General features: G+C 69.3%; 19 protein-coding genes. 12 read left to right on the forward strand and 7 right to left on the reverse strand.

The window, feature by feature from the left end; genetic code table 11:
• Positions 1–25: 25 nt before the first annotated feature.
• Positions 26–2167: a carotenoid oxygenase family protein gene (locus FL344_RS08700; RefSeq protein ID WP_228564875.1), complete on the reverse strand. Its 2142-nt coding sequence runs from the start codon at positions 2165–2167 to the stop codon at positions 26–28.
• Positions 2168–2235: 68 nt separating this feature from the next.
• Between FL344_RS08700 and FL344_RS08705 the strand changes: the two genes are divergently transcribed.
• Positions 2236–4308, forward strand: a complete 2073-nt coding sequence (locus FL344_RS08705) for a response regulator (RefSeq protein ID WP_141618182.1) — start codon at positions 2236–2238, stop codon at positions 4306–4308.
• 81 nt (positions 4309–4389) lie between these two features.
• Here FL344_RS08705 and FL344_RS08710 read toward each other — a convergent pair whose 3' ends face one another.
• Entirely contained in the window at positions 4390–5910 is a 1521-nt protein-coding gene (locus FL344_RS08710) for an Hsp70 family protein (protein ID WP_011554055.1), read from the reverse strand.
• A 272-nt stretch (positions 5911–6182) separates the two neighbouring features.
• Between FL344_RS08710 and FL344_RS08715 the strand changes: the two genes are divergently transcribed.
• The 6 genes from FL344_RS08715 (at position 6183) to FL344_RS08740 (ending at position 14659) form a co-directional block, all read left to right on the forward strand.
• Entirely contained in the window at positions 6183–8429 is a 2247-nt protein-coding gene (locus FL344_RS08715; protein ID WP_141618183.1) for a PrkA family serine protein kinase, read from the forward strand.
• 122 nt (positions 8430–8551) lie between these two features.
• A complete protein-coding gene (locus FL344_RS08720; RefSeq protein WP_141590087.1) occupies positions 8552–9430 on the forward strand; it encodes a serine protease in 879 nt (292 codons plus the stop codon).
• Positions 9431–9524: 94 nt separating this feature from the next.
• Positions 9525–9977 (forward strand): cytidine/deoxycytidylate deaminase family protein, encoded by a 453-nt coding sequence (locus FL344_RS08725; protein WP_141590088.1) that lies wholly within the window; start codon positions 9525–9527, stop codon positions 9975–9977.
• A 176-nt stretch (positions 9978–10153) separates the two neighbouring features.
• Entirely contained in the window at positions 10154–10891 is a 738-nt protein-coding gene (locus FL344_RS08730; protein WP_141618184.1) for a histidine kinase dimerization/phospho-acceptor domain-containing protein, read from the forward strand.
• Between the two features lie 79 nt (positions 10892–10970).
• A complete protein-coding gene (locus FL344_RS08735) occupies positions 10971–12422 on the forward strand; it encodes a sigma-54 dependent transcriptional regulator (RefSeq protein ID WP_141590090.1) in 1452 nt (483 codons plus the stop codon).
• A gap of 269 nt (positions 12423–12691) precedes the next feature.
• A complete protein-coding gene (locus tag FL344_RS08740; protein WP_141590091.1) occupies positions 12692–14659 on the forward strand; it encodes an ArsA family ATPase in 1968 nt (655 codons plus the stop codon).
• Positions 14660–14935: 276 nt separating this feature from the next.
• Here FL344_RS08740 and FL344_RS08745 read toward each other — a convergent pair whose 3' ends face one another.
• Complete coding sequence (locus FL344_RS08745; RefSeq protein WP_228564876.1) at positions 14936–15622, reverse strand: tetratricopeptide repeat protein; 687 nt, start codon at positions 15620–15622, stop codon at positions 14936–14938.
• 71 nt (positions 15623–15693) lie between these two features.
• Here FL344_RS08745 and FL344_RS08750 point away from each other — a divergent pair, with 71 nt between their 5' ends.
• Genes FL344_RS08750 through cmk form a run of 3 tightly spaced genes read left to right on the forward strand, consistent with a single transcriptional unit; the run spans position 15694 to position 18470 of the window.
• On the forward strand, positions 15694–16662 hold the full coding sequence (locus FL344_RS08750) for an acetyl-CoA carboxylase carboxyltransferase subunit alpha (RefSeq protein ID WP_011554047.1): 969 nt from the start codon (positions 15694–15696) through the stop codon (positions 16660–16662).
• Between the two features lie 27 nt (positions 16663–16689).
• Positions 16690–17781 (forward strand): histidinol-phosphate transaminase, encoded by a 1092-nt coding sequence (gene hisC, locus FL344_RS08755; protein WP_141590093.1) that lies wholly within the window; start codon positions 16690–16692, stop codon positions 17779–17781.
• Positions 17778–18470 carry a (d)CMP kinase gene (cmk, locus tag FL344_RS08760; RefSeq protein ID WP_141590094.1) on the forward strand — a complete coding sequence of 231 codons (693 nt, stop codon included), beginning with the start codon at positions 17778–17780 and terminating at the stop codon, positions 18468–18470. The genes hisC and cmk overlap by 4 nt, the downstream gene beginning before the upstream one ends.
• Positions 18471–18517: 47 nt before the next feature.
• Here cmk and FL344_RS08765 read toward each other — a convergent pair whose 3' ends face one another.
• Entirely contained in the window at positions 18518–19018 is a 501-nt protein-coding gene (locus FL344_RS08765) for a helix-turn-helix domain-containing protein (protein WP_141618186.1), read from the reverse strand.
• A 92-nt stretch (positions 19019–19110) separates the two neighbouring features.
• Here FL344_RS08765 and FL344_RS08770 point away from each other — a divergent pair, with 92 nt between their 5' ends.
• Complete coding sequence (locus FL344_RS08770; RefSeq protein ID WP_141618187.1) at positions 19111–19773, forward strand: glutathione S-transferase family protein; 663 nt, start codon at positions 19111–19113, stop codon at positions 19771–19773.
• A 53-nt stretch (positions 19774–19826) separates the two neighbouring features.
• Here the strand turns inward: FL344_RS08770 and FL344_RS08775 are convergent, their stop codons facing one another.
• A complete protein-coding gene (locus FL344_RS08775) occupies positions 19827–21962 on the reverse strand; it encodes a transglycosylase SLT domain-containing protein (RefSeq protein ID WP_141618188.1) in 2136 nt (711 codons plus the stop codon).
• Between the two features lie 359 nt (positions 21963–22321).
• Here FL344_RS08775 and FL344_RS08780 point away from each other — a divergent pair, with 359 nt between their 5' ends.
• The gene (locus tag FL344_RS08780; RefSeq protein WP_002636478.1) at positions 22322–22555 is read left to right on the forward strand and encodes a hypothetical protein; all 234 of its coding nucleotides are present in this window, start codon (positions 22322–22324) and stop codon (positions 22553–22555) included.
• Between the two features lie 76 nt (positions 22556–22631).
• On the opposite strand, the gene FL344_RS08785 is transcribed toward FL344_RS08780, so the two are convergent.
• Positions 22632–24146: a CAP domain-containing protein gene (locus FL344_RS08785; protein ID WP_141618189.1), complete on the reverse strand. Its 1515-nt coding sequence runs from the start codon at positions 24144–24146 to the stop codon at positions 22632–22634.
• A complete protein-coding gene (locus FL344_RS08790) occupies positions 24143–24448 on the reverse strand; it encodes a DUF721 domain-containing protein (RefSeq protein WP_011554040.1) in 306 nt (101 codons plus the stop codon). The genes FL344_RS08785 and FL344_RS08790 overlap by 4 nt, the downstream gene beginning before the upstream one ends.
• Positions 24449–24582: the final 134 nt, after the last annotated feature.

The raw sequence follows: 24582 nt of genomic DNA on the forward strand, positions 1-24582 counted from the left end.
GACGAGGAAGCCGCGCCTGACGCAGTCACCTGCGCGGGAAGTGCGGATACACGTCCTCCTGGAGCACCTGCCGCAGCTTCGGGAAGTTCAATGCCCACTTCACGCCCAGGCGCCACGGGGCGAACAGCACCCTTGGCACCCGTGGGAGCAGCGTCTGGGGCCACTCCAGGTACGTCCGTTCGATGGCGTCCATGTCGAGGTCCTGCCGCACGTCCACGCAGTACGGGGCCACGTTGCCCGGGGGCTGGCCTTCCAGGAGGTCAGCCAGGCCCGCTGGCAGGAAGGTGGTGTGCAGCGTCATGCCCACGTCGAAGTTGCGGCTGCCCAGCCGGCAGATGGGGCCCTTGGCCAGGTCCTCGGAGTCGAAGATCCAGACCTCGTCGCCCGTGGAGTTCTCAGGCAGGTCCGGCGTCGGGTCCGACACGACGAGCGCCACCACGTAGCCCTTCCAGTGGGGCACCTGGGGGAACCGGGCGCTGGGGACGAACTGCGGCGCGAAGCCGAACCAGCCGGTGGGCAGCACGTAGCCCTCGAAGCGGCCGGAGTCGACGAAGAACTTGCAGAAGCTCGCCGCGCGGCCATCGCGGATGGGCAGCGCGGACTTGTCCCCGACGACGGGCTTGTAGAGCTGGTAGAGCGCCTCGGGGACCATGTCCGCCGTGAAGCCATCCGAGTTGAGGTAGAGCGCCAGCTCCTTCGTCGGCAACTTGGCGTTCATCACGTGGCCCAGCAGCCGGAAGTGGGCCTCCAGCTCGCCATTCACCAGGCCGGCGTTGGAGAAGACCGTCAGGCCCCAGGTGAAGTCGTCATGCGAATACAGATTGGACTGGATGCGCAGCCGCTTCATGTCGATGCGGTGCACCCCCATGGAGCTGCGCGTGACGGGCACCGCCGTGGGCATTCCCGCCTGCCAGTCCTGCACGCGGTTGCCATTGATGAGCAGCTCGCCCGGCTCCAGCGTATGAGACAGGTCCTCGGTGGGAGAGTGCGCCGCGACCAGGGTGATGACGTCGTCGGGGTTCTCGTAGATGGCGGCGAAGTGCAGCCCACCGCCTCCGGCCTGGAAGCGGTGCGCGGACACGAGCGGCGGATTCGCCGGGTCCAGCGTCCCGGGTGACGTCTGGAGGTCCGCTCGCCGCACCACCCAGAACACCGCCTGCGGGGCGGCGGGGGACGCAGTCAGCCACTCCACCGCGCGCTGCACCCGCGGCAGGAAGGGCACCGCCGCCTGCGCGGCGATCTGCCAGAAGTTGATGGGGAAGTTGGAGTCCAGCAGCACCACGTAGTCCCGCGTGGCGGCGATCTGGTGCAGCGACGCCGCCACCACCGGCTCGCCCGTGGCCGCGTCCATCAGCTTCCAGTGGTTCAGCCGGTTCTCTTCCGTGTCCCAGCTCACCAACTGCGTGTAACCGGCGCCCAGGGGCCACTTGGGCGCGTGGTTGGTGAAGAAGAGGCGGGGCCGGTCCTTGTTGATGCGTGGGCCCAGGCGCTCGGCGGGGTCGAAGGCCGGGTGGGCCGTGCTCTGCAGCAGGGGGAAGGCCCACGGCGTGGGGAGGGCGCGGTTCCACTCGCGCAGGTAGCCCAGCGGTGTGTACGCCTTCAACGTCTTGGGGTGGATGGCCCACGGGCGGCCCGCGTCCGTCGTCACCAGCAGCATCCGCTCACCTTCGACCAGGAAGGGCGCCGTGTTGGGCGTCTCCTGCGGGCCCAGCGTGAGGGACACGTCCGCCAGCGTCGTCTTGCGGAAGCGGTTGAGCAGCCGCGTCAGGGGGCCTCGCGCCGTCGCGCCCGCGTCCACCTGCTGGCGCGCGTAGTACGAGGGGGTGCGCATGGTGGCGGAGGTGAACCGGGCGCCGCCCACCTGGAAGTCCAGGCGCAGCACGAGCCCGTCCGAGGCCAGGGCCGGGGAGCCCGCGTGCACGCTGGGCCCCGCGACATAGACGTGCCCCTGCAGGTCCTCGGGCAGCGTGCCGGCGAGCACCTGCAGCGGCTCGTTGACGTACTCCACCGGGCTGGTGGTCATCGCGTTGCGTGGCATGCCGGGCCTGAGCCCCGGTGGGACGTGCAGACCGGGGAGCGCATGGCCGTCCGCCTCGCGCGAGAGGGAAGCGGGCGCTTCGGGCGCCGCGGGGGCGGGGGGCTTCAGGACGGATTCAGTCTCGGGCATGACGCCTCCGGAGGTTGGATGGGTGCGCGCCGCAGCGGGATGGGGGCCGGGACCGTAGCACGCGCGTTGTGACAGACCGGTCGACGCCGCGCGGCTGGCCGCCGTGGGAGAGGGCAGCCCACAGTACCTTGCGAAGGGCCGGTGTGAGACACTTGCCGCTTCCCATGGTCGAAGACTCCCACTCCGAGCGACAAGTCATTGGCGACCGCTACGTCCTGGAGCGGCGGCTGGCGGGCGGTGGCATGGGCACCATCTGGGTGGCGTTGGATCCCAAGCTCCAGCGCCGCGTGGCCCTCAAGCTGATGGCGGCCCACTGCGCGCCCGCGCCCCTGGCTCGCCGGCAGTTCGAATGGGAAGCGCAGGCGATTGCCCGCCTCCAGAATCCCCACGTCATCCAGGTCCACGACTGCGACCTCTCCGGCGAGACGCCCTACATCGTCATGGAGTGGCTGGTGGGCGAGGACCTGGAGGCCCTGTTGAATCGCCGCGGCCGGCTGTCCCTGGCCATGGTGGAGCGGCTGGTGACGCAGACGGCCCGCGCGCTCACCGCCGCGCACGCCGCGGGCGTCATCCACCGCGACCTCAAGCCGGCCAACCTCTTCCTCGCGCGCACGGAGCATGGCGAGCAGGTGAAGGTGTTGGACTTCGGTCTGGCGCTGCTGATGTCGGGCGGCGCGGCCCGGCCGCATCCCGAGGAGGAGATGGCCGGCACGCCCCGGTACATGAGCCCCGAGCAGCTCCGAGGGCTGGAGCCGCGGCTGGACCACCGCTGTGACCTCTGGGCGCTGGCCGTGGTGGCGTACCGCGCGCTGACGGGACAGCACCCGTTCCCCCTGGAGTCACTGCGGCAGATGCGCCTGGGCAACGTGCCGCCGCCGCCCGCGACGCCGTCCAGCCTGTCCCCGGAGCTGGGCACGGAGGTGGACGCCTTCTTCGCGCGCGCCCTGGACGTGGACCCCGCGCGCCGCTTCCAGTCCGCGCACGAGCTGGCCTCCGCCCTCACCAGCGCGGTGGATGCGGGCCGGCCGTCGCGCCCGGCGAAAATCCTGGTCGTCGATGACGAGCCGGACATCGTCGTGCTGATGGAGCAGAGCTTCCGCAAGCAGATCCGCCGCTCCGTCTACCAGTTCCTCTTCGCCGCGGACGGCGAGGAGGCGCTGGAGGAGATGCGCCAGCATCCCGACATCGAAGTCGTCCTCTGCGACATCAACATGCCGCGCATGGATGGGCTGACGTTCCTGTCGCGCGTGGGGGAGATCAGCTCGCTGACCCGGGTGGTCATCGTCTCCGCGTATGGCGACATGAACAACATCCGCACGGCGATGAATCGCGGCGCCTTCGACTTCATCACCAAGCCCATCGACTTCCCGGACCTGGAGGCCACGCTCGTCAAGACGCTGAAGCACGTGCGCGAGCTGCGCCGCACCGTGCGCTACACGGAGGAGAACGGCCTGCTGCGCATGTTCGTCCCGGGCGCGGTGCTGGAGCGTCTGCCGCCGTTGCTCCAGGGCTCGGACGCCATGGCGGGCGAGTGGGTGGACGGCACGGTGGTGTTCATCGACGTGGATGCCTTCACGCCAGTGCTGCACCAGGAAGCGCCGCCGGAGTCCCTGCGCCGTCTCAACGCCAACTTCGAGGCCATTGTCCCGGAGTTGCTCGCGCGCGGCGGCATCGTGGACAAGTTCATGGGGGACGCGGTGATGGCCGTCTTCCGAGGCCCCGGGCACGTGGACCTGGCGCTCGAGGCCTGTCACGCCGTCCACCGGCAACTCGGCACGCTGGCGTCGCGTGGCGGCGAGGGCGCACCGTACGCGCATGGCGTCTGCATGGGCCTGGATTCGGGCGACCTGGTGGCCGGCAGCGTGGGGGCGAAGGCCTCCGGCCGGCTGGACTTCACGGTGCTGGGGGACGTGGTGAACACCGCGGCGAGGCTGGCGGCGAGGGCCGGGCGTGGGCAGGTGCTGGTCAGCGGCCGGGCCCAGGCGCGCGCGGCGTCACGCTTCGGCCTTTCGCCCGTGGAGACGGGCCTCTTCGAGCTGGCCCGCGACGAGGGCCATGGCTCACGGGGCCCCGACGATGCGACCGCCTTCCTGGCGCCGGATGCGGCGCCAGAAGGCCGGGGAACCACGCAGGGCGGCTGAGGGGCCGCGCCCGCTGTTCCCTGGTGCGGCGGCCGAGGGCGCTCCGCTCCTGGCGCACGGGAGCGGAGCAGGGGACGTCAATCAGGCATTGCTGACGCGCACCGTGGTCTTCATCTCGCGGCCGGACGCCGGGTCGCGGGCGCGCATGGTGAGGATGCCTTCCACGTTCACGTCGAAGGTGATCTCCACCTGCGCGGCGCCGGCGCGGCCGGGCTGGATGCCGGAGAAGGTGAACTCGCCCAGCATGTCGTTGCGGGCCACCAGCTCGTTGTCGCCCTGGAAGATGCGCACGGCGAGCTCGGTCTGGTTGTCCATGCTGGTGGTGGCCAGCAATTGCTTGGCGTTGGGGATGGACGCGTTGCGCGGGAAGACGGTGTGGAAGGCGCCGCCCGCCTTCTCCAGGCCAATGGCCATGGGAATCACGTCCAGGAGCTGGATGCGCAGGTTGGTGTCGTCCTGGAGCGAGTGTGCGTAGAGCGCGGCGCCAATGGCCACGGCCTCGTCCGGGTGCACGCCCTTGCTGGGCGGCTTGCCGAAGAACTTGGTGAGCCGGTCCTGGACGATGGGCATGCGCGTCTGGCCGCCCACGAGCATGACCTCGTCGACGTCCTTGGTGGACAGTCCCGAGTCCACCAGCACGCGCGCCACCATCTGCAGGGTGCGGTCCACGAGCTGGTTGGTGAGCTGCTCCAGCATCTTCCGGCTGAACTTCATCTCGATGTTCAGGGGCTGGCCCTGGGACGTCATCGTGATGAAGGGGATGTTGAAGGGGACCTCCTCGCGCGCGGACAGGTCGATCTTCGTGCGCTCGGCCAGGTCCTTGATGCGCTGCATCGCCACCGGGTCCGTGGCGAGGTCGAGGCCCGTCTTCGCCGCGAAGTCCTTGAGGACGTGGTGGATGATGGCGTTGTCGAAGTCGATGCCGCCCAGGAAGACGTCACCGCCGGTGGCCTTCACCTCGAAGACGCGGTCGCGGATCTCGATGATGGAGACGTCGAAGGTGCCGCCGCCCAGGTCGTAGATGACGACCTTCTCCTTCAGCCCCTTGCCCACGCCGTAGGCCAGCGCCGCCGCGGTGGGCTCGTTGATGATGCGCACCACTTCCAGGTCGATGAGCTTGCCCGCGTCCTTCACCGACTGGCGCTGCCGGTCGTTGAAGTAGGCCGGCACCGTCACCACCGCCCGCTTGATGGGCATCTTCAGGTAGTTGGAGGCGACCTCGCGGATCTTCCCCAGGATCTTGGCGCTGATCTCCTGGAGGGCGAACTCCTTCTTCCCCACGTCCAGGATGACGTCGCTCTGCTTGCCGGGGCGCATGTTGTACGCCACGACCTGCTTCATCGTGTCAACGACTTCGCTACCGAAGCCTCGGCCCACCAGTCGCTTGGAGCCGTAGACGGTGTTGCGCGGGTTGAGCTGCCACTGGCGCTTGGCCTCGTAGCCGATGAGTTCGTTCCCCTTGTCGTCGATCGCGAAGATCGAGGGGATGGTGTACTCGCCGCCCTTGTAGGGGATGAGCTTGACGTTCCCGCTGTCCTCGACGATCGCCGCGCACGAGTTGGTCGTGCCGAGGTCGATGCCGATGATGGGCTCCTTGTGCATCTTGCTTGGACTCCGGGTGGGTAGGCCGCAGAGGAAGGAAAAGACCGTAGCGCACCCTCGCGCCGCGCGCGAGTTCACACACCGCGCCGTTTGCCGCTCCCGGGAATGCGGACCCGGGCTCCCTGCTTCCCCTGGAGGGCGCCGTAGCGCTCCCTGTGGCCGCCCGGTGGCCAGCAGCGCGTGCCCCAGCCGACAATGACGTCCGGGGTGCTGGACATTGGTGGCCCGGACGGAAAACTTGGTGGTGGACGACGGACCAGAGGAGAGTCAACTTGGACGCGAAGGGTTATCTGCAGGAAGTGGGCGCGCAGGTGAACGCCGACTTCGTCAAGAACCGGTCGATTCTCTCCTTCGAGGAGTATCTCTCCCTCTTCTTCAGCGACCCGAAGGGCCAGGCCCGCAACGCGGCGCAGTACCTGCGGGACGTGATGGACCACTTCGGCACCACCACGGTGCCGCACCCCACGGGCACCATCCGGCGCTTCCAGGTCTTCGACGTGCCCGGCGGCGACCGGGACGACCGGGTGGCGGGCCAGGAGGAGGTGCAGAACGCCATCTACCGGTTGCTCGGCAACTTCGTGCGGGCCGGCCGTATCAACAAGCTCATCCTCCTGCACGGGCCCAATGGCAGCGCCAAATCCACGCTCGTCAATGCCCTGAAGGAAGGCATGGAGACGTACTCGCGGCTGCCCCAGGGCGCGCTCTACCGGCTCGCCTGGGTGTTCCCGTCGGAGAAGCTCATCAAGGGCTCCATTGGCTTCGGTGAGCGGGACTCCGCCAGTGGGGAGATGACCACCTTCGCGCACCTGGACGCGGAGTCCATCGACCTGCGCATGCCGTGCGAGCTGCGGGACCACCCGCTCTTCGCCGTCCCGCCCGGCGAGCGCCGAAAGCTGCTGGAGACGGCGCTCAAGAAGAAGGGCTTGGGCAACGGGGACGGGGAGAGTGGCGACTTCATCCTGTCCGACTACGTGCGGGACGGCGAGCTGTGCTCCAAGTGCCGCCGCATCTACACCGCGCTGCTCAACTCCTACGGCGGGGACTGGCTGAAGGTGATGCGCCACGTCCAGGTGGAGCGCTTCTACGTGTCGCGCCGCTATCAGGTGGGCACGGTGACGGTGGAGCCGCAGATGAGCGTGGACGCCGTCGTCCAGCAGCTCACCGCGGACCGCACCCAGCTCAACGTGCCCGCACCGCTGCACAGCACGGTGCTCTTCGAGCCGCACGGCCCCCTGGTCCACGCCAACCGCGGCCTCATCGAGTACGCGGACCTGCTCAAGCGGCCCCTGGAGGCCTTCAAGTACCTGCTGGGCTTCAGCGAGACGGGCGAGGTGCCGCTGGAGCCCTTCGTCCTCCAGCTCGACGAGGTGCTCATCGCGTCGGCGAACGAGAAGCACCTCAACGCCTTCAAGGAGCTGCCGGACTTCGCGTCCTTCAAGGGCCGCATCGAGCTGGTGCGCGTGCCCTACCTGCGCCGCTACCGCACCGAGCAGCAGATCTACGACGCGCAAATCACCTCCACCACCGTGGGCAAGCACGTGGCGCCCCATGCCACGGAGCTGGCGGCCATGTGGGCGGTGCTCACCCGGCTGAAGAAGCCCATTCCGGACCGCTACCCGCAGGACGTGAAGGAGCTCATCGACCAGGTGACGCCGGTGGAGAAGCTGCACCTCTACGAGGAGGGCGCGCCGCCGGACCGGCTGAGCCTGGCCAACACGAAGGAGCTGCGCAAGCTGCGCGAGGACCTGTTCACGGAGTCGGACGCGTACCCCAACTACGAGGGACGCTCGGGCGCCAGCGCGCGCGAAATCAAGACGGCGCTCTTCAATGCCGCGCAGAACACCGACTACAAGTGCCTCAACGCGCTGGCGGTGCTGGAGGAGCTGTCCGCCATCTGCAAGGACAAGAGCGTCTACGAGTTCCTCTTGCAGGAGGTGGTGGACGGCTACCACGACCATGACGCCTTCGTGCGGCTGGCGGAGGCGGAGTACCTGGACCGGGTGGACTCGGAGGTGCGCGAGTCCATGGGCCTGGTGTCGGAGGGGCAGTACCGCGAGCTGGTGGAGCGCTACATCCAGACCATCAGCCACTGGGTGCGCGGGGAGAAGATGCGCAACCGCGTCACCGGGGTGATGGAGGCGCCGGAAGAGCAGCGCATGGTGGAGGTGGAGGCCATCATCATGCCGCGAGGCGAGGACGCCGCCGACTTCCGCCGGGGACTCATCGCCTCCATCGGCGCGCACCGGCTGGACAACCCGGACGCGGTCATGGACTACGGCCGCATCTTCCCGGACATGTTCAAGCGCCTGCGAGATCACTACTTCGAGGAGCGCAAGCGCGTGCTGCGCAAGAACAAGGAGAACGTCCTCAAGTACCTGTCCGAGGACCGCAACCAGCTCACCGCGCGCGAGCAGACGCAGGTGCAGAGCACGCTGAAGACGATGGCGGAGCGCTACGGCTACTGCGAGGCGTGCGCGAAGGACGCCATCCTCTTCCTGATGAAGAAGCGCTACGCGTGACCGGGCAGGCGTCCGGGGCCCGCCTGGACGCCTGCTTTCAAAGCCGGAAAGGGCTCGGGATGATGGGGGCTGCCAGGGAGTTGTACTGGCTGCATCCGTTTTCCCCCCAGACCGGAGAGTCGATGACCCGCTTCCTCCTGGGCGCCCCCGCCCTGCTCGCCCTCGTGTCATGCGCTGGTGCCCCGCCTCAGCCGGCCGCCGCCACCCCCGCATCCCAGGTGGCGCCCGTCGTCGAGCGTGTCATCGCGGTGCCGGACGTGCCGCGCATGACGCGCAAGGAGCAGGTGCGGCGCATCCTCCCGCACAACGTGCGGCTGCAACTGGCCTCGCAGGGCAGGGTGCGCAGCACGGCGTCGGGCGTGGTGGTGGGCGCCGAGCGGGACGCGAACGGAGCCACGGTCGCCTGGGTGGTCACCAACGCACACGCGGTGGCCATGGACGGGATGGAGGCTCCGGAGCTGCGCGTGCTGGTGGACCGCCGTGCGGAGTCGCTGGAGCACCGGGGCGAGGTGGTGGCGATGGGCGAGGTGCCTGACCTGGACCTCGCGCTGGTGCGCGTGCCGGGGCTGGACCTGCCCGCGGTGGAGCTGGCGGACGACGCGGAGCTGGAGCTGGGAGAGGACGTGGTGGTGGCCGCCTCGCCGTTCGGCCGCGCGCTGTCGCTGTCTGGCGGCATGCTGTCCCAGGTCGAGTGGGACAAGGCCTCCCAGCGCCCGAAGATGGTGAAGACGGACGCCCCCATCGGCTACGGCGCGTCGGGCGGCGGCATCTTCAGCCTCACGACGGGCCGGTTGCTGGCCATCGTCGAGGGCTACCGCACCGCGAAGGTGGACTTCGAGGTGCAGGAGGAGAACTACAGCTTCGACGTGCCCATGCCCGGAGAGACGTTCGCCGCACCCAGCGCGAAGGTGCGCCACTTCCTCCAGGCCAAGGGCTTTGGCCGGCTGCTGGCGCGCAAGCCGATGACGGAAGGTGGCGTCGCACACGCCGCCGGGCGTTAGTCCCTTCGCGCGGCGTCCCAGTCCTCCGGGCGGGCTGGCAGGAATCTCGACACCGCGCGCGAGCGGGGTACATCCGCCGGACTGGAGGCGTGGGATGGCCGGACGTGTCTCGTGGGATCAGTACTTCATGGACATCGCGACGCAGGTGGCCTCGCGCGCCACGTGTGATCGCAAGCATGTGGGCGCCGTCATCGTCCGGGGCAGGACCATCCTGTCCACCGGCTACAACGGCGCCATCCGCGGGCTGCCGCACTGCGATGACGTGGGCCACATGATGGAGAACGGACACTGCGTGGCCACCGTCCACGCGGAGGCCAACGCCATCATCCAGGCCGCCACCAACGGCGTCAGCATCGAAGGGGCGACCATCTACACCACCGCCTCGCCTTGCTGGCCGTGCTTCAAGCTGATCGCCAACGCGGGCCTGGTGCGCATCGTGTTCGGCGAGTTCTACCGGGACCCTCGCATCTTCGAGTACGCGGCCCGGCTGAAGCTGGACCTGGTGGGTCTGGGCGACGCCGCCCGGCCTCCCGCCTCGGGTGCCTGATCACCCCGCACCGTGGGGCAGTCCGGGCATTTCCGCGCGGATCGCGCGGGCTCCTCAATCGTCACCTGAAAAACACTCGCGGGCGGACGTAAGTCCGCGCCGTGTATGGGGAATTTGCCACTTCCGGCAAGAATTACCGCCCCAGGGTTGACGATGTTGGAACGGCTCCCTAACTCTTGGCTCCGGTTGGGCGGCGGCGGGGGTGGATCAGGGAAAATCCCGAGGAGTTCCAGTTGGTTACCTCGACAGCAATGTCAAATAGTGCATCCTCTGTTGAGGACGCGCCGCAGCCCGTGGTGGGCGCGGCCCGGTATCTGGCCGTCCCCACGCTGATGGACAGCCTGCTGCACGACGTCCGCAATCCGCTGAACGCGCTGGCCATCCACCTGGAGGTCCTGTCGGAGAAGCTGAAGGCGGAGACGGGGAGCGTGCCGCCGTCGCAGGAGAAGAACCTCAAGGCCATGCGCGATCAGATCCAGCGCGTGGACGGCATCCTGAAGCTGTTCAGCGACTTCGTCGTCTTTCGAGGCGGCGCGCCGGGCGTGGCGGACCTGTCGGAGGCCACCACGCGGGCGCTGGGCGTGCTGGGGCACGAGGGCCGCAAGCGCCGCGTCCAGGTCCAGGCGGCGGTGGAGGCGGGCCTCCAGGTCCGCCTGCAGGACACGTCGGAGCTGGGCTTCTTCCTCATCCAGGCGCTGCTGCGCGCCTTCCGCCGGGCGGAGAATGGCGGCTCCATCCGCGTCTCGGTGCGTGGGGACGAGTCGAGCGCGGTGCTGGAGGTCGAGGATTCGGCCGGCGCCTGCCCCGAGCCCCTGCCCGAAGCCGTGGCCGCGCTGCAACTGCGCTGTTCACAGTTGGGCGTCGACCTGTACGTCCGGGCGGGGCTGTGCCGCCTGAGTTTCTCCCGCGCCTGAGTGTCTCATCTGGACGGGCCGGCTTCTGATTTCGAGTCACGACAACTTCGCGTCACGACGCAGTACGGGAGGTCTTCACTTGGGCAGCGCACGAATCCTGGCCGTGGATGACGAACGCGACACGTGTGAGGCGCTGGCGGACATGCTCAGCGCCTGGGGACACAAGGTCGAGATCGCATTCGACGGGCATGACGCCCTTCGCAAGGCGAACGAGTTCCGGCCAGACGTGGTCCTGTCGGATCTGGCCATGCCGGAGACGGATGGGCTCTGGTTGCTGCGCAACCTGAAGGAGGAGCTGCCGGACTGCCCGGTGGTCTTCCTGACGGGGCGAGGCACCATCGACGCCGCGGTGGAGTCCATCCGCGAGGGCGCCTACGACTTCATCGTCAAGCCGCTGGATACCGCGCGGCTCAAGGTCTGTATCGACCGGGCGCTGGAGAAGAAGGAGACGATGCGCGAGGTGCAGACGCTGCGGCGGCGTCTGAAGCAGCTCGGCTCGTCGGACCTGATTGCGCAGTCCGTGGGCATGCGCAAGGTCATCGAGCTGGTGGAGAAGGTGGCGCCCTCCAAGGCCAGCGTGTCCATCAGCGGCGAGTCCGGCACGGGCAAGGAGGTGGTGTCCCGCGCGGTGCACAACCTGTCCCTGCGCCGCGACAAGCCCTTCATCGCCATCAACTGCGCGTCCATCCCGGCCACGCTCATCGAGTCCGAGCTGTTCGGCCACGAGCGCGGCGCCTTCACTGGCGCGGATCAGCGGCGGCCCGGCGTGTTCGAGATGGCCCACGGCGGCACGCTCTTCCTGGACGAATTGGGTGAGATTCCCATCGAGCTGCAGGCCAAGCTCCTGCGCGTGCTGGAGGAGGGCAAGCTGCGCCGGCTGGGCGGCAAGGTGGAGATCGAGGTGGACGTGCGAGTGCTCTGCGCCACCAACCGCGACCTCAAGCAGGAGATCAAGAACGGGCGCTTCCGCGAGGATCTCTACTTCCGCCTCAACGTCTTCCAGATCCACCTGCCGCCCCTGCGCGAGCGCCGCGACGACGTCCCCATCCTGGTGCAGCACTTCGTGGACAAGTTCCGCGGCGACTCCGGCAAGCGCGTCAGCGGCGTGCACCCGGAGGCCATGGAGGTCCTGAAGAACTACGACTGGCCGGGCAACATCCGCGAGCTGCGCAACGCGGTGGAGCGCGCCGTCATCCTGTGCGACGGGGAGCTGATCACCCGCGAGCACCTGCCGCCCGACATGGCCGGCAAGAGCCCGGAGCGCCACACTTTCCGGCTGCCCTTCGGCCTGAGCCTGGACGCGGTGGAGCGCGAGTACATCCTGGGCAGCCTCCAGCGGAACGGGAACAACAAGGCCCGCACCGCCGAGGTGCTGGGGGTGAGCGAGAAGACGCTCTACAACAAGCTCAACCGCTACGCGGCCGAGGCCCGCGCGCAGCAGGCGCCCGGCGGTGGTGGCGGCCCCCTGGGCGGGCAGGGAAGTGACGGCGCGATGGGGGCCATGGGCACCAACTCGTTCGTCATCCGCTGACCTCACAGGTAGGGAATCCCCTTCGGATTCCGGGCTCTTGGCCCGGCTCGGAGGGGATGCCCGCCCAGGCGGCGACCCCGCCGCGAAACCCCCGTCAATTCTTGACTTTTGACCTCCGGACGGGGGATTCTTGGGGGGTCTCCCACCCACAGGGAGTGCCCGGCCGTACATGTTCCACGCCTCGGGCAACTCCAGCGGCGCCAATCTATTCGGGCGCCCCGGAGTGTGCATCGGGTGCCGCGGGGGGGCACAAGGAAGGCCACAACGCAATGAGCGACGCGCGAGTACTTCACTTCTTCGGCGGCAAAGGCGGGGTAGGTAAGACCACGCTCGCGGCGGCATATGCGTTGAGGCTGTCGGAGGATGCGCCCAAGGAGCGGGTGCTGCTCGTGTCGTTGGACCCGGTCCGCTCACTGTCGGACTTGGTGAAGAAGAAGCTCCCGGCCAAGGCGACCAAGCTGGTCCCGGGCAAGGGAGACGGCGGCGTGTACGGCCTGGAAGTGGAGCCGGCGGCGCTGATGAAGCCCTTCCTGGCCTCCTACCTGCCAGCGCTGTCGAAGGCCGCGGCGAAGGGCACGCACGTGTCGGAAGACGACATGGGCAAGCTGTACCAGCAGGCCGTGCCGGGGCTGGAGGAGCTGGTGGCGCTCTTCCACGTGGTGGACCTGCTGGAGGGCGAGGAGTTCGACCGCATTGTGGTGGACGCCGCGCCGACCAGCCACACCCTGCGGCTGTTCGACCTGCCGACGAGCCTGCGCAAGTTCCTGGGCCTGGTGAAGGCCGGTGGGGACAAGACGGAGGCGCCGCCGAAGAAGGGCAAGAAGGCGGCCGCCGCGGCCGAGGCGCCCGGTTTCCTGGAGCAGGTGGGGCAGAAGGCGGAGAAGCTGCTGGCGCTGCTGAAGGACACCACGCGCACGGCCTTCCACCTGGTGGCGCTGGCGGAGCCGGTGCCCGAGGCGCAGACGCGCATGCTCTTCGCCCAGCTTCGCGAGCGCGGGCTGCCGGTGACGGAGATCGTCGTCAATCAGATCGAGGACAAGGACGGCTGTCCCGCGTGCCAGGGCCGCCGCGGCCTACAGGCCCCCCACGTCCGCAAGTTCCAGGCGCTGGACAAGACGGTGCCGGTGCACCTGCTGGGCCGGCGTGAAGTGGCGCCGCGCGGGCTGGATGGCCTGGCGCTGTTCGCCAAGGCCTGGGCCGCTGGCAAGGAGACCAAGGCGCTGGAGTTCGCCGCGGCCGAAGGACCTCCGGCGCTGGTGCGCGCGCCGTCCATGCCGCCCATCGCCGCGCCGCCGCTGCCGCCCACGCGGCTCATCTTCTTCGTGGGGCAGGGCGGGGTGGGCAAGAGCTCCTGCGCCGCCGCCGCCGCGGTGACGCTGACGGAGAAGGAGGGGCCGGTGCTCCTCATCTCCACGGATCCGGCGCACTCGCTGTCGGACGTGCTGCAGAGCCGCCTGACGGACACGGAAACGCAGGTGAAGGGCACCAAGGGCCTGTACGCGCGCGAGCTGGACATCGCCGGCTGGTTCAATGCCCTGCGCAAGCGGGTGAAGGAGAAGGCAGAGAAGGCCTTCGAGGGCGCGCCCCGGTCGGGCAGCGAGGTTCCCTCGGATCTGCTCTACCTGCGCAACCTGCTGGAGTGCGCGCCGCCGGGCATCGACGAGCTGGCCGCGCTGTCCTGCCTGACGGACGCGCTGGTGCAGGAGCGCTTCAAGCGCATCGTGGTGGACTCGGCGCCGGTGGTGACGTCCGTGCGCGTGGTGGAGATGGCGGAGACGGCCAAGACGTGGCTGGGCGCGCTGCACGCGGTGCTGACCAAGCACCGCGCCAAGGGCCTGGGCGAGCTGGCGGACGACATCGCCGGGATGATCAAGCACGTGAAGCGCTTCGAGGACGCGCTGGCCTCCCCGAGCGAGGCGCGCTTCGTGGTCGTCACGCGTGGCGAGGAGCTGGCCGCGGCCCGCACCGAGCGGCTGGTGGAGTACCTGAAGGAGAAGAAGCTCCCCGTGGAGCGGGTGCTCGTCAACCGCGTGGGCCCCAAGTCTACCTGCGACAAGTGTGAGAGCCGGCGCAAGCTGGAACTCAACGCGGCGAAGGCCATCGAGAAGAAGCTGGGCCTGCCCGTGACGATGGCGCCGGCCCTGGGCCGTCACCCGGCGGGTCTGCGCGAGCTGAAGGCCTTCCGCACGGCGTGGTACGCGCTGTCGCCGCCGGCCGCGAAGACCAAGGCGGCCTGAGTCCAGGCGCGTTGAGAATCGAGCCAAGGGGGCCCTGCCGGGCATCGATTCACCCGGCGGGAGTGTCCTGGCCGTTGTGCAGAAGTAGAGGGGGCCGCCGCCACATCCGCCTCACGCCCTGATTCCACCCCGAAGAATCATCCCTTCCCACCTGCCCCCGTGCGCACCATGACGACGCGCGGCATGGGTGCCAAGGGGGTTGCGCGGGCCGTATCTGAAAGCGAGCGTGGCTCACGCCGCGACTGATGGCTGGAAGGCATGGAGGCCCGCGGGGGCTCACGCCTCGCATTCCGAAGGTGAGTCGGTGAACGTCTCCAGGCCGGGGAAGGTGAGCGCGCCCGTCTCCGTCAGTGTGCCTTCCAGCGGCGCACGGCCGCTCAACCGGAGCGTTACCTGCCTGCCGCGTACCGTGTAGCGGCCCCGCGTCTCTTTCTGGCGGGGCGTCCCGTCGTCGCCTACCTCCTTCGTCCACAGGGTGACCCTGCCGGAGGGGCCGAAGCGCAGCCCCTGGGTGGTGCCATAGACGCCCACACCCGGGCCGAACCAGGACACCTCGCGCAGCAGCACGGGGACATCCGCCTCCCTCGCCGGGCTGCGGCCCAGCAGCTTCTGCCAGCCCAGGGTGTCCCGGATGGGGGTGAAGTCCGCGTCCTCCTTCGCGCGGGTGAGCCGCCGGGCATCCAGCTTCACCGCCTGGGTGAGGTGCTCGACGATGACGTCCCGGTGGGCGCTGTACTCGCAGACCTTCCCCTGCTTGCGGAGCATCCCCAGGGTGGCGGCCAGGTTGTAGTGCGCCAGCGCATAGCCCGGGGACTCCCGGGCGGACGCCTGGAAGCGCTCCAGGGCCTCTGGGTAGCGCCCCGCCTGGTACAGCCGGAAGCCCTGGGTGTTCAGTCCCCGAGCATTGGGGGTGGACGCGGCGCCCGTGAGGGCCATGAGCAACAGGGGCAGGGCGGGGTGCATGTGCCTCCAGACAGGGGTGCGTAAACGCTTGCGCGTTGAAAGCCGCCTTACCCTGGTGCTAGTTCCGCGCCATGGCAACCGGTACCAGCTATGTGCTCGAGTTCGAGCGCCCCCTGATTGAGCTGGAAAAGAAGATCGACGAGCTCAAGGTCCTCTCCACCAGCGGCACGGTGGACTTCTCCTCGGAGATCTCCAAGCTCGAGAAGAAGGCGAAGAAGCTCCAGACGGAGATCTTCAGCGACCTGACGCGGTGGCAGGTGGTGCAGATGTCCCGGCACCCGAACCGCCCCTACTTCCTCGACTACGTCCACTACCTCTTCACCGACTTCGTCGAGCTGTGCGGTGACCGGGCCTTTGGCGAGGACCCGTCCATCGTCGGCGGCTTCGCGCGCTTCGACGGCAAGCCGGTGATGGTGATGGGCCACCAGAAGGGCCGCAACACCAAGGAGAACATGGCGCGCAACTTCGGCATGCCGCGCCCGGAGGGCTACCGCAAGGCCCGCCGCCTCATGGAGCTGGCCGAGCGCTTCGAGAAGCCCATCCTCACCTTCGTCGACACGCCGGGCGCGTACCCGGGCATCGGCGCCGAGGAGCGTGGGCAGGCCGAGGCCATCGCCGTCAACCTGGAGGTCATGAGCCGGCTGCGCGTGCCCATCATCTCCACGGTGGTGGGTGAGGGCGGCTCCGGTGGCGCGCTGGCCATTGGCGTGGGCAACCGCGTGCTGATGCTCCAGAACAGCGTCTACTCCGTCATCTCCCCGGAGGGCTGCGCCTCCATCCTGTTCCGCGACGCCGCCAAGGCGGACAAGGCCGCGGACGCGATGCGGCTCACCGCGAAGGACCTGCTGGAGATGAAGATCATCGACGAGGCCATCGCCGAGCCCGCGGGTGGTGCCCACCGTGACCCCGCGAAGATGGCGGAGGCGCTGGGCAAGACGCTGCGCAAGCACCTGGGACAGCTCGCCGAGCTGTCGCCCGATGAACTGGTCCAGGACCGGTACGCGAAGTTTCGCGCGCTCGGTGTGTTCTCCGGACGCTGAATCCACGTTTCCAGGGCCTTTTTCACCATGCGACCGCTCGTCCCCACCCACGTTGAGACCCTCAAGCCGTACGTGCCCGGCAAGCCCATTGAAGAGACCGAGCGTGAGTTCGGCCTCAAGGGTGTCATCAAGCTGGCCTCGAACGAAAACCCACTGGGGCCCTCCCCGCGCGCCGTGGAGGCCATGCGGAACATCTCTGGCGCGACGCACCTGTACCCCGACGCCACGTCCTTCCACCTGGTGCGCAAGCTGGCCGCGCACGTGGACGTGAAGCCGGAGCAGGTGGTGCTGGGCAGCGGCTCCAACGAGCTCATCGAGCTGCTCATCCGCACCTTCACCACGCCGGAGGACGAAATCCTCCTGTGCCAGGGCTCGTTCTCCGCGTACCGCATCTCCGCGCAGGCCCATGGGCGGCCCTTCGTGGAAGTGCCCATGCGCGAGGGCTTCCAGTACGACCTGGAGGCCATGGCGAAGGCCATCACCCCGCGCACGCGGATGGTATTCCTGGCCAACCCGGACAACCCCACGGGCACCGCGTTCAGCCGCGACGCCCTGACGCGCTTCCTGGCCGCGGTGCCGCCGGAGGTGCTGGTGGTGCACGACGAGGCCTACTTCGAGTTCGTCGAGTGGCCCGAGTACACCAGCGCCGTGCCGCTGGTCGGCCGGCACCCGAACCTGGTGGCGCTGCGCACCTTCAGCAAGATTCACGGGCTGGCGGGCGTGCGCCTGGGCTATGGCATCATGGATGCCCGGCTGGCGGCGTACCTGCACCGCACGCGCATGCCCTTCAACCTGACGGTGCTGGCCCAGGCCGCGGGTCTGGCGGCCCTGGAAGACGCCGAGCACGTGCGCCGCACGCGTGAGATGAACCGCGCGGGACTGGACTACTTCGCCACGGAGTTGCCGAAGCTGGGCGGCACGCTCACGCACAGCCACGCCAACTTCGTGTTCGTGGACTTCGGCCGTCCCGCGGTGGCGCTGTACGAGCAGCTGCTGCGCAAGGGCATCATCGTCCGGCCCTTCGCGGGGCAGGGGTTCCCGAACCATGTGCGCATCTCCGTGGGCACGCCCGCGGAGAACGCGCGCTGCGTCCAGGTGCTGAAAGAGATCCTGTCATGAGCGCCCGGCCCTTCATCGTCGCCATCGACGGCCCCGCGGGCGCCGGCAAGTCCTCGGTGTCCAAGCTGCTGGCGCGCCGGCTGGGCTTCTCGCTGGTGGACACGGGCGCCATCTACCGCTGCGTGGCCTTGATGGCCCAGCGTGAGGGCATCGCCTTCGACGATGACGCGGGCCTGGGCGAGCTGCTGGGCCGCGTGCACATCCACTTCCAGGTGGTGGGGGAGGAGAACCACGTCTTCCTGGGGGGCCAGGACGTGTCCGGGGAGATTCGCACGCCAGACATCTCCATGGCGGCGTCCCAGGTGTCCGGGCGGCCGGTCGTGCGCGCGGGCCTGCTGCAACTCCAGCGGCGGCTGGCGCTGGAGTCGGAGAAGGGCGCCATCCTGGAGGGCCGTGACATCGGCACGGTGGTGTTCCCGGACGCGGACGCGAAGTTCTTCCTGGCGGCCAGCCCCGAGGTGCGCGCCCGGCGCCGCTACGAGGAGCTGTTCCAGAAGGGCGTGGAGAGCAGCTTGGACGCCGTGCTCGCGGACCAGACGAAGCGGGACCGCGACGACTCCGCCCGCGCCGTGGCGCCGCTGAAGGCCGCCGAGGACGCGGTGCACGTGGACTCCAGCAGCATCCCCCTGTCGGAGGTGGTGCACGGGATGGAGTCTGAAATCCTGCGCCGGATGGCCCAGCGCGCCTAGCGCGGGTGGGTGAACCTTGGCCCGGCGCAGAGGACGACGCGCCGGGCTCAGCGGGAGCGCTTCGCCAGCGCCTTCTCGTAGGCGGCCTGCAGCTCGCCGAAGACCGAGCGCGCCGGCCGCGGCGCGCCGAGATGCAGGTGGCGCAGCTCCTCCATGAAGGCGCTCCAGAGCGGAGCGCCGCCCTTCTCCAGCAGCTCCGCGCGGACGGACAGCTCCTTGCTCGAGCGCGTATGCCGACGGCCCCAGGCGCCCATGTGCGCCAGGAGTGGCACGAGCTGGATGGCCGCTTCCGTCAGGCTGTAGATGAATTTCTGCCGGTGGGTGGGATCCGCGCGTCGCGTCAGCAGGCCGGACGCCGTCAGGCGCTTCAGCCGGTCCGCGAGGATGTTCGAGGCGATGCGTTCCTCGCTCTGCGCGAGCAGCTCGCCGTAGCTGCGCCTGTTGCCGAACATGACGTCGCGGATGACGACCAGGCTCCAACGGTCGCCGAGCTGTTCGAGCGTCAGGTTGATCGGGCAGCCGGATCGCCCTGTCTGCGCCATGGCCATTCTCTCCAGGCTACTCCTTGCGATGTGCAAGTGGTAGGGATAGGGTTTCGACTGCTTGCAATCTGCAAGTGGTCTGCGACAGGAGTCCGCCGATGTCACTCGTGCTCTACGGTCATCCCTTTTCTTCGTACACGCAGAAGGTCCTCATCGCGTTGTACGAGAACGGCACGCCCTTCGAGTTCCGCTGTATCGGGCCGGAAACACCTCAGCACTCGGCCGAGTGGTCGCGGCGCTGGCCGCTGCGCAAGTTCCCGCTGCTCGTGGATGGCGAGCGCGACATCGCCGAGACCAGCATCATCATCGAGTACCTGCAGCTCGCACATCCCGGGCCCGTGCGTCTGTTGCCCGCGGACCCGATGGCCGCGCTCGACGTGCGCTTTCTCGATCGCTTCTTCGACCTGCACGTCATGAACGCGGCGCAGCACGCGGTCGATGGCGCGCTGACGGGGGATTCGGTGAAGCGCCAGGAAGGATTGGCCCTGGCCGTGAAGAAGCTGGAGGTCGCCTACGCCTGGCTCGAAGGGGAACTCGCCGGCAGGACCTGGGCCGCCCCTGGCGAGGACTTCACGCTGGCGGACTGCGCGGCCGCGCCCTCGCTGTTCTACGCGGACTGGACGCACCAGATTTCCGATGCGTTTCCCGTGCTCCGCGCCTACCGCTCGCGGTTGCTCACGCGCCCGTCCTTCGCCCGCGCGGTGAATGAGGCGCGGCGATTCCGGCCGCTCTTTCCCCTGGGCGCGCCAGACCGGGATTGACGCTCGGCGCCCGCCCGCGCGTCGTCTCGCGGGCCTTGAGCCTCAATCGGAGCCTAGAAGCTGACACCTTCCTTCGACGGCGCGGGTACTTGCAGCGGCAGCTTCAGCGCCCCCGTGCCGTCGCCGTAGAAGGAGTGGTAGAGGAACAGGTCCGCCACCACCTGCTTCACGTAGCCGCGCGTCTCCTTGAAGGGGATGGTCTCCACGAAGAGGTCCAGTGGCAGCGAGCTCCGCTCCTGGACCCACTTCGCCGCCGAGCCTGGGCCCGCGTTGTACGCGGCCGCTGCGAGCACCGGGTGTCCAAAGCGCTCCATCAGCCGGGACAGATACCAGGCGCCATAGCGGATGTTCCGCTCGGGGGAGAAGAGGTCCGCGGGGGCGGGGACGGGCTCCTTCAGCTTCTCCGCGATGGCGTTCGCCGTCTTGGGGATGATCTGCATCAGCCCTCGCGCATCGGCGAAGCTCATCACCTCCGGCCGGAAGGCGCTCTCCCGCCGCATGATGGCCCACACCAGGTAGGGGTCCACCTGGTGCTGCGTCGCCGCGCCCTCCACCGCGGTGGCGAAGGCGCGAGGATAGAAGGGCGCCAGGGCCTCCGGAGCGCGCGCGCCGAAGGCCCGTCCCCACAGGTGGCGCGCCGCCACTGCGTGGGCGTGGCCGTACTCGCCCAGTCCCAGCAGCGCGTGCGCGAAGGGCAGGGCCTGGTCCGCCGAGCGCAGCCGCGCCGCGTGGGCTTCCACCTCCATCGTCGCGTCACGGAACAAGCCCGCGCGCGTCAGCTCCACCGCCAGCTCCAGCTCGGGCGGGCGGGGCAGCTTCAGCACCTGGGGCGGCTGTGGAAAGTGCGCGGGCGTCTTCAGGCTCAGCGCCTTGAGCCGCTCGTTGGCCATCAGCGCGTAGAAGGACGCGGGCGCCGAGGTGATGACGGCCTCGTACGCGGGGCCCAGCGTGTCTGCCTTCGCGCCGTCGAGCTCGCGGCTGCGCGCCATCCAGTAGCGCGCCTGCGGTCCCATGTTGCTCTTGGGGTAGGCGGTCAGGAACGCCTCCAACGCGGCGCGGGCCTTCGCATACTCCTCCTGGCGCAGGTGGGCCAGCGCGCGGAACCACATGCCTTCGTCGCGCCGGCGTGAGCGCGGATAACGCGTTTCGAACGCCGTGAAGGCCTGCACCGCGTCCGCGAAGCGCCCGGCCTGCAAATCCAACCAGCCCGCGAAGAAGGCGCCCTCATCACCCGCGGGCTGCGAGGGGTACTTCTTGTCCAGGGCCGCCATCAGCGTTCGGGCCTTGGCGTTGTCGTCCGACTTGAGCGCGCGCCGAGCCACCAGCAGGTCCGCCTGAGCGGCGACGGCGGCGGGGCCCTTGCGCGCCAGCGCGAGCGCCTTCTCCGCATCCTCCATCCGCCCCAGCGCGAACCAGGCCCTCGCGCGCAATAGCGCCACGCGGGCCGCCTGCGCCTTGTCGAGCTTCACCTTGTCCAGCGTCGCCAGCTCGTCGAGTCCGCGCTGCGTCGCGCCCGCGTCCAGGAAGCGTTCCGCGCGGGTGGTGCGCTCGGTGTAGCCCAGCTTCACCGGGGGCGTGCTGCCCTCCGTCAGCCACGCCATGGCCTCGTCGCCGTAGGGGTGGGTGGGGAAGCGCAGCGCCACCGTCATCATGTCGGCGCGCTGCCCGGCGCGGTTGCCGGAGCCGCCTCGCGCCAAGGCACGCTGATAGAGCAGCTCCACGGTGGGTGACGCCTTCGCGGCGGCCTCCAGCACCTGGGCCGCGTCCTGGGGCTTGCCTGCCTTGAGCAGTGACTCACCCAGCCGCGCTCGGGCACGAGCCGCGAGTTCCGCGGGTGCCTTGGATTCCAGCACTCGCGCGAAGTCCTCGGCCGCGCCCGCGGCGTCCCCGGCGTAGAAGCGGGCCTGGCCCAGGTAGAAGGCGTGGTACGGCGCCAGCAGTGGAGGGGCGGGCCAGGCAGCCAACAGCTCCCTTGCCTCGGCGGCCTGACCGTCAGAGAGGGCGAGCGTCCCCGCGAGCAGCGCCAGCCGCCCCCCGTCGTCGCACTTCTTCGCGGCGCAGGCCGTCAGCTCCGCGCGCGCCAGGGCGGCCGCATCCGGCTTGTGGAGGCGGACGGCTTCCAGCGCCGTGGGGGACTGGCCCAGCGACATCCCCGCAACCACCCCCGCAACCCACCCACTCCAACTCATGTGGTCTTCCTTTCACGACGCGGCTTTGCGGCCTGCCAACGAGACGCACACACCGATCATTCCCCTTGCCCCGCAGGGAGGGTGGTTTGACAGCGGGCGCGACAAGTCCTAGATCCGCGCGGCGTCGGGTCAGTCCAGACTGTTCAGCACCCGATGTCATTCGCTGAAAGCGTCCTGGCGATTACGTGCACTTGGGTAGGAACTGCCGACCCATTGCGTCACCCGGAGTGAATCACTACCTTGCGCCGCCGCTCAGCGCCACTCCGGTCCGTCGTTGCATGGCGGGTCCAGTCGTTGTCGTCAGGTAGCACTGCTCGTTCACAGCGCTCGGGGGGGAAACAGTTCAGAGGGAGGGCTTCATGAAGCCGTGTCCAGCCGATCTGCCACAAACCATCAACCCCGAAGCCGGGCCGAAGCGAGCCGGCGTCGAGACCCACCGCAACCTCAACTGTCATCAGTATGACAACTGCCTGGATGAAGCCGTCCGGCGAGGTTGGCAGTCGTTCACCTGCATGAAGTGTCCGATGTATCAGCAGGTGGCGCCGCCGCAGATGGGGCTCGAGGCCTACGCCACGCAGCGCCGGCCTGTCTGAACGGGGTTCATGGCGTTGACGCCCCTGGCCACACACACCGGGGGCACCACCACGCACGGCGCCTCCGTGCGGGACGTCAGGGGACGGCCGCGTAGATGACGGCCACCCAGTATTGATTCGTGCCGAAGCGGCGGGAGTCTCCCCGCACCACGCCTACGCCCACGCGGTTGTTCGTGGCGTCGGCCATGCTGCGGGACTCCGGAATCGCCGTGGGGTCCGACACCACGAAGAAGTCCACGGACGCCGTTCCCGCGTCGGGCAGCAGCTCGAAGACGCGGTCGTGCACTGGGGCTTCACCCGGCTGGGCCGAGGGCTGGTCCAGCTCCAGCGCGCGCTTGGCGTGGGCGCGTGCCAGTGACTCGAGCGCGGCGTTGCGTGTCAGGGGCGGCAGCTTGCGGGACGCGCGTCGCCGGCTCAGGGCGTCGTAGGCCTCCTGTTGCGGATCCGCCAGCTCCGGCGAAGCGGGCGGGGCGACGGTGAAGACCTCGGTGAGGACGGCCTCCTGGCGCCCGTTCACCGTGTGGAACGCCACGCCCACGCCCATGAAGCGGAAGCCCGGGTCCAGCACGTTGCGCCGGTGTCCAGGGCTGTGCTCGATGCCGAAGTGGGCCGCCAGCGGCCCCGGTGCCAGGCCCAGGTTCTCTCCCGCGCGCACGTAGCGTGCGCCCGCCGGCAGGCGCTTCGTCAGCGTGGAGCCGTCCGGGGCGATGTGGGCGAAGAAGCCCTCCTTCGACATGCGCGCGCTGTAGTCCTGGGCCACCTTTTCCAGCACGGCGTCGGGGGACAGTTCGGGCAACGCGTGGGCACGGCGGAGGGCGTTGATGCGCTCGTAGACGGCCCGGCGGGCGTCCTCCAGCGTGGTGGGCTCGGCGGTGTCCTCGCTGGCGGCGTGCTTGCGGGGCTCACCCTGGTCCACCAGGAAGAGCGCCGCCACCTCCGGCCCGCCGTCCGCGCGTCCCACCACCTCCACGGTGTACGTACCCGGCGTGGCGAAGGCGAGCCGGCTGCAGAAGCCGCCCCCCGCACCCCGGTTCTGGACGGGCATGAGGCTCACCCCGCCGTTCGGCTGGGTGACGTACACCTCTGCCCGCCGCAGCGGTGGGACCAGGGCGCCGCAGAGCGTCATGGCCGAGCGCTCACCCTTGGCGATGAGGCGCGGGAAGTCCCGGAGCTCCGCCTTGCGGTCCACCAGCAGCAGGACGAGCGCCGCGCGCTTGCCGAGGACGGACACTCCCACGCCGAAGTGCGAGGCGCGCTCGCTGTTGAAGTCGTCGCGCTCGAGGAAGGTCTCGATGGCATGCCGTGGCACCCACGCCCGGATGACCAGCGCGCGCGGCGAGGGGTCCGCCGCGCCCGCGTCACTCACGGCGGAGGTGAGGGTGAAGAGGCCCGGCGCGCCGGTGGTGTATTCGGTGAGGGCCTCGTGTGCCAGCCGCCGCGCGGCGGTGGTCAGCTTCGGGTCTTCCACCGGGGCGCGCCGTCCCACTCGCTCGAATTCGCGGCTGACGTGCTGAGCGGCGCTGCGTTCCATTTCGGCCGACGCCGACGGTGCGGCGGCCATGACGGTGATCAGCGCCAACAAGGCCATCATCGGCGCGCCACCTGGAACGTGAAGGAGAGGGACTTCACCGTGTCCGGGCCGAGCCGCGCGTTGAGCTGCTCGCAGAGCGAGGCCGCTTCGGACTCCAGCGACTGGGCCCACTGGGCGCCTGTCACCGCCACCACCAGGGTGGTTCCGTGCAGGGCCTGGGGGGTGGTGTGGCGCGCGAGGTGTGGACCGACCACCGCCTCCCACACGGGTGCCAACGCGTGGCCCTTTCCCGACTCTCCCGCCAGCCGTGCAAGGACGCGGGGAAGGAGACTTTCCAGGGACTTGGGTTCACTGCGAGCCATCAGGAGGCGATCATCGATCTGTTAACCCTGAAAGCCAACCATCCCGTGCGGAGGAGGGGCGCACGGCGGGCGGACCGGCTATGATGGGGCTCGAAGTGCGGCGGCCGGCGCCGCGTACCGTCGCGCAGCGCGCG

The sequence above is a fragment of the Myxococcus sp. AB036A genome (genome assembly GCF_006547355.1).
Classification (GTDB): Bacteria; Myxococcota; Myxococcia; order Myxococcales; family Myxococcaceae; genus Myxococcus; species Myxococcus virescens.

Coding starts and splice junctions, on each gene's coding strand:
- FL344_RS08740 (WP_141590091.1), top strand. CDS start 12,692: ATGAGCGACGCGCGAGTACTTCACTTCTTCGGCGGCAAAGGCGGGGTA.
- FL344_RS08770 (WP_141618187.1), top strand. CDS start 19,111: ATGTCACTCGTGCTCTACGGTCATCCCTTTTCTTCGTACACGCAGAAG.
- FL344_RS08725 (WP_141590088.1), top strand. CDS start 9,525: ATGGCCGGACGTGTCTCGTGGGATCAGTACTTCATGGACATCGCGACG.
- FL344_RS08785 (WP_141618189.1), bottom strand. CDS start 24,146: ATGATGGCCTTGTTGGCGCTGATCACCGTCATGGCCGCCGCACCGTCG.
- FL344_RS08790 (WP_011554040.1), bottom strand. CDS start 24,448: ATGGCTCGCAGTGAACCCAAGTCCCTGGAAAGTCTCCTTCCCCGCGTC.
- FL344_RS08745 (WP_228564876.1), bottom strand. CDS start 15,622: ATGCACCCCGCCCTGCCCCTGTTGCTCATGGCCCTCACGGGCGCCGCG.
- cmk (WP_141590094.1), top strand. CDS start 17,778: ATGAGCGCCCGGCCCTTCATCGTCGCCATCGACGGCCCCGCGGGCGCC.
- FL344_RS08765 (WP_141618186.1), bottom strand. CDS start 19,018: ATGGCCATGGCGCAGACAGGGCGATCCGGCTGCCCGATCAACCTGACG.
- FL344_RS08775 (WP_141618188.1), bottom strand. CDS start 21,962: ATGAGTTGGAGTGGGTGGGTTGCGGGGGTGGTTGCGGGGATGTCGCTG.
- FL344_RS08700 (WP_228564875.1), bottom strand. CDS start 2,167: ATGCCCGAGACTGAATCCGTCCTGAAGCCCCCCGCCCCCGCGGCGCCC.
- FL344_RS08710 (WP_011554055.1), bottom strand. CDS start 5,910: ATGCACAAGGAGCCCATCATCGGCATCGACCTCGGCACGACCAACTCG.
- hisC (WP_141590093.1), top strand. CDS start 16,690: ATGCGACCGCTCGTCCCCACCCACGTTGAGACCCTCAAGCCGTACGTG.
- FL344_RS08780 (WP_002636478.1), top strand. CDS start 22,322: ATGAAGCCGTGTCCAGCCGATCTGCCACAAACCATCAACCCCGAAGCC.
- FL344_RS08750 (WP_011554047.1), top strand. CDS start 15,694: ATGGCAACCGGTACCAGCTATGTGCTCGAGTTCGAGCGCCCCCTGATT.
- FL344_RS08720 (WP_141590087.1), top strand. CDS start 8,552: ATGACCCGCTTCCTCCTGGGCGCCCCCGCCCTGCTCGCCCTCGTGTCA.